This is a genomic window from Rhodococcus jostii NBRC 16295 (assembly GCF_001894825.1).
Lineage (GTDB): Bacteria > Actinomycetota > Actinomycetes > Mycobacteriales > Mycobacteriaceae > Rhodococcus_F > Rhodococcus_F jostii.
In genome coordinates, this window is the sequence record NZ_BCWY01000187.1 from 1 (window position 1) to 4447 (window position 4447).

A 4447-nucleotide genomic window follows, 5' to 3' on the forward strand; every position below is an offset into this window, starting at 1 on the left:
GGACCGGGCCGTCCCTCAATCGGGGTGCGAGCTCGGCGACCGTCGGTGATTCGAAGATCATCCGGATCGGGACCTCCACCCCCAGCACCGACCGGATTCGGCTCACCAACTGCGTCGCCGACAGCGAGTGGCCACCGAGATCGAAGAAGCTGTCGTCGATCCCCACCCGCGGAAGACCGAGCACGTCGCCGTAGAGTGACGCCAGCATCTCCTCCACCGGCGACCGCGGGGCCCGAAACACGCCACCGATGAACTCCGGCGCCGGCAACGCTTTCCGGTCCAATTTCCCGTTCACCGTCAACGGCAACCCGGCCACCACCACGACCGCCGCCGGCACCATGAACTCCGGCAACAACCCGGCCACGAACTCCCGTAGCGCCACAGAGTCGGCACAGGTCCCGGAAGTGAGAACGATGTACCCCACCAACTCGATGCCGACGAGGGTTTCCCGGGCTATCACCACTGCCTGCGAAACGGCAGGATGCGACAGCAGCACCGCTTCGATCTCCCCGGGCTCCACCCGGAACCCCCGGACCTTCACCTGCTCATCCGCGCGTCCCACGTACTCGAGGACACCGTCAGCGGTCCACCGCACCAGGTCCCCGGATCGATACATTCGCGTACCCACCGCCGCGAACGGACACGCCACGAACCGCTCCGCAGTCAACCCCGGCCGGCCCAGATACCCGCGGGCCAACTGCACCCCGGCGATATACAGCTCACCCACCACGCCCACCGGGACCGGCATCAACCCAGAACCCAGCACGAACACCCGCATACCGGCCACTGGATCGCCGATCGGCACACTCACCCGATCACGACCACTTCGAGATTCGCGTAGCGAGTACATTGCCGCGAAGACCGTCGTCTCCGTCGGTCCGTAACCGTTGACCATCGTCACGTGTGGATGGCGGGAGTCCTCACCCGGACGCCAGCCGCGCAGCCTGGTGGGATCCAGCACCTCTCCACCGAGCACTGCCGTCCGCAACACCGAAGCGGCCCCCAGGACCGGGTCCTCGTGCTCGACCTCGACCAATTCGTAGAACGCCGACGGCGTCTGCCCGAGAACGGTCACCTGCTCTCGAACCACCAGCTCCCACAAATCTTTCGGTGATCGCACCACGTCCCACGGCGCCACCACCACGCGGCCACCGTGTACCAGCGCACCCCACAGCTCCCACACCGAGAAATCGAATGCCACCGAGTGGCACCACACAAACACATCCGTAGCGTCCACACCCACGCGGTCGGCAGTGCCGGTCAACAACGACATCACACTTCGGTGGCTCACGGTGACGCCCTTCGGAGTACCTGTCGACCCCGAGGTGTACATCACATACGCCGCATGATCGGGACTCAACGGTCTGATCCGATCGCTGTCGCCGGGATCGTGGTCGGCACGACCACCGACGACGGGTGCAGTGTCGAGGTCCAGGTCTGCATCGAGCAGTACCTGGTCTGTCTCGTGGTCGGGCAGTGTGGCCACGGTGACAGTGTCGGACAGGATCAGCCGCGGAGCTGCGTCGGAGAGAATTGTCCCGGCGCGGGCACTGGGATAGTTCGGGTCCATCGGAAGGTAGCTGCCGCCGGCCTTGAGCACCGCCACCAACGCGACGACCAACTCGACCGAGCGCTCCAGTGCGACGGCCACCACGGTTTCCGGGCCGACCCCGGCACCGATCAGGTAGTGCGCCAGCCGGTTCGCCTGTGTGTTGATTTCTCGGTAGGTCCAGCTCCGGCCGGAGAAGGTCACCGCTGCGGCGTCGGGTGTCGCCGCCACTTGTCGCTCGAACAGTTCCACGACAGTGGTGTCCGAGAAGGGGGCCGCGGTGTCATTCCAAGTCCGGAGAAGCACCTCGCGCTCGTCGGGCTCGAGGATCTCGTAGCCTTCGATCCGCCCGTCCGGATCCTCGACGATCCTCTCGAGCAGCCGCACATACCGGGCCGCGATGGACTCCACCGTCGCCCGGTCGAACAGGTCACTCGCGTACTCGACGACCCCGGCCAGACCGTGCCGCTCGTCGAAGGTGAGACTGAACGACAGATCGAAACGCGACGTCCCGGTCGGCGCCGGCAACACCTCCCACCCCAACCCAGGGAACTCGACTTCGGGGAAAGCGTTGTTCTGCAGGGCGAACGACACCTGGAACAACGGATGGTACGCCGTCGATCGGGTCGGATTCAGGAGCTCCACCAACCGCTCGAACGGCGCATCCTGATTCTCGTACGCACCCAGGGCCTTACCCCGCACCCGGTCGAGCACCTGCTCGAACCGCGGATTCCCCGACACATCGACGCATAGCACCCAGGTGTTGACGAAGAACCCCACCAACTCGGTCAGAGCGTCGTCGGTGCGGCCCGCGATCGGCCCACCGATCGCAATATCGCTCCCTGCACCGAGCCTGCGGAGCAGCACCGCCAGCATTGATTGCAATATCATCGATGGTGTTGCCCCACTGCTGTGAGCCAATTCGGTTATCGCCGCCGCATGTTCGGGTCCGATCGAGAACTCCACCACTCCGCCGGCATAGCTCGGTGCGGCCGGACGTCGCCGGTCGGTGGGTAGCTCGATGCAGTCGGGTAGCCCCGCCAGTTCAGTTTTCCAATAGTCGAGCTGGGCGGAGAGCACACTGCCCGGATCGTGCTCGTTGCCAAGTACTTCTCGCTGCCACAGGGTGTAATCGGCGTACTGCACCGGCAACGGAGACCACCCCGGCACGTGCCCCTCCGCGCGGGCCGCATACGCGACCGCGATGTCACGGGCCAGCGGCGTCAACGATCCCCCGTCCCCCGCTATGTGGTGCAGCACCAACACCAGGATGTGTTCCTGGGATCCGGACGCCATCAACGTTGCCCGGATCGGAATCTCGTGTTCGACATCGAACCGATACGCTGCGGCCGTGGTCACCGCCGCGGGTATGTCGTCGGCCCCGACCTCGATCATCTGCACTGCCGCGGGCACCTGGTTTGCGGAAAGGATTTCCTGGAACGGGATCCCCTCAGCTTCACCGAATATCGTTCGCAGGCTCTCGTGCCGGGCAATCACGTCCTCGATTGCTGTCACCAGGGCCTCGGTGTCGAGGTCGCCGGTGAGTCGCACCGCCACCGGAATGTTGTACGTGGCCGACGGGCCCTCGAAGCGGTGCAAGAACCACAGCCTGGCCTGCGCAAACGACAACGGCACCCGCTGAGGCCGCACGCGCGGGACCAGCGGCGCCCGAACCGCACCAGCACCGAGTCGCGGCGCCAGTGCGGCGACTGTCGGGGATTCGAACACCACCCTGATCGGGACCTCCACCCCCAGCACCGTGCGGACCCGGCCGATCAACCGTGTCGCGGTCAGCGAATGCCCACCGAGATCGAAGAAGCTGTCGTCGATCCCCACCCGCGGAACGTCCAGTACGTCAGCGAAAAGCGAGACCAGGGCCTCCTCGAGCGATGACCGCGGCGCACGGAACACCGCGCCGGTGAACTCCGGTGCCGGTAACGCTCTCCGATCCAGCTTCCCGTTCGCCGTCAGCGGCAACCGATCCACCAGCATGATCACCGCCGGCACCATGTACTCCGGGAGCCGTTCCGTCACGAACTCTCGCAACTCCACACCCGTGACGTTGTCGGTGGGCTCGAGGACCACGTACCCCACCAACTGGCGCCCCACCCCGACGATCGCCGAAGTGTCCCGGGCAATGACTACTGCCTGCGCAACCGCCGGGTGCTTCAGTAGTACCGCTTCGATCTCCCCGGGCTCCACCCGGAACCCCCGGACCTTCACCTGCTCATCAGCACGTCCCACGAACTCGAGCACACCCGCAGCAGTCCACCGCGCCAGATCCCCCGATCGATACATTCGCGTACCCACCGCCCCGAACGGACACGGGAGAAACCGCTCCGCGGTCAGGCCCGGCCGGCGCAGATAGCCGCGCGCCAACTGAACCCCCGCGATGTACAGCTCTCCCACCACACCCACCGGAACCGGCCGAAGCCCCGCGCCCAACACGAACACCTGTGAATTCCGCACCGGCACACCGATCGGCACCGACCCACCGGCACACTTGTCCGACGGCTCCACGACCTGGCTGGTCACGTAGACGGTGGCCTCGGTCGGACCATACCCATTGACAACCCGGACACCAGGAATCGCGGCACGAACTGCACTGAGCACTCGACCTGGCAACTGCTCACCGATGAACACCACCGTCTCGGCATTCAGCGTGCTCTCGATCTGATCGAGTACCTCCGCGAACGCCGACGGGACCGTGCTGATCACACCCCCGCTCCAGCTGCAGTGTTCGCCGAGCACGAGAACGTCGCGGACCACGTCGATGCTGCCGCCGGCGCACAACGCAGCGAAGATCTCCAACACCGACACGTCGAAACTCACCGACGTACTTGCCAGCACCCGCGCCAGCCCCGGCGCACCGAGACTGGAGGCCACCTGCACCATGCA

The 4447-nt window shown here is 65.7% G+C and carries 1 protein-coding gene; it reads right to left on the reverse strand.

What is annotated here, in order from left to right; translation table 11 throughout:
• On the reverse strand, positions 1-4435 hold a 4435-nt coding region (locus tag RJ1_RS44445), incomplete at its 3' end, for a non-ribosomal peptide synthetase (protein ID WP_170008953.1).
• Positions 4436-4447: the final 12 nt, after the last annotated feature.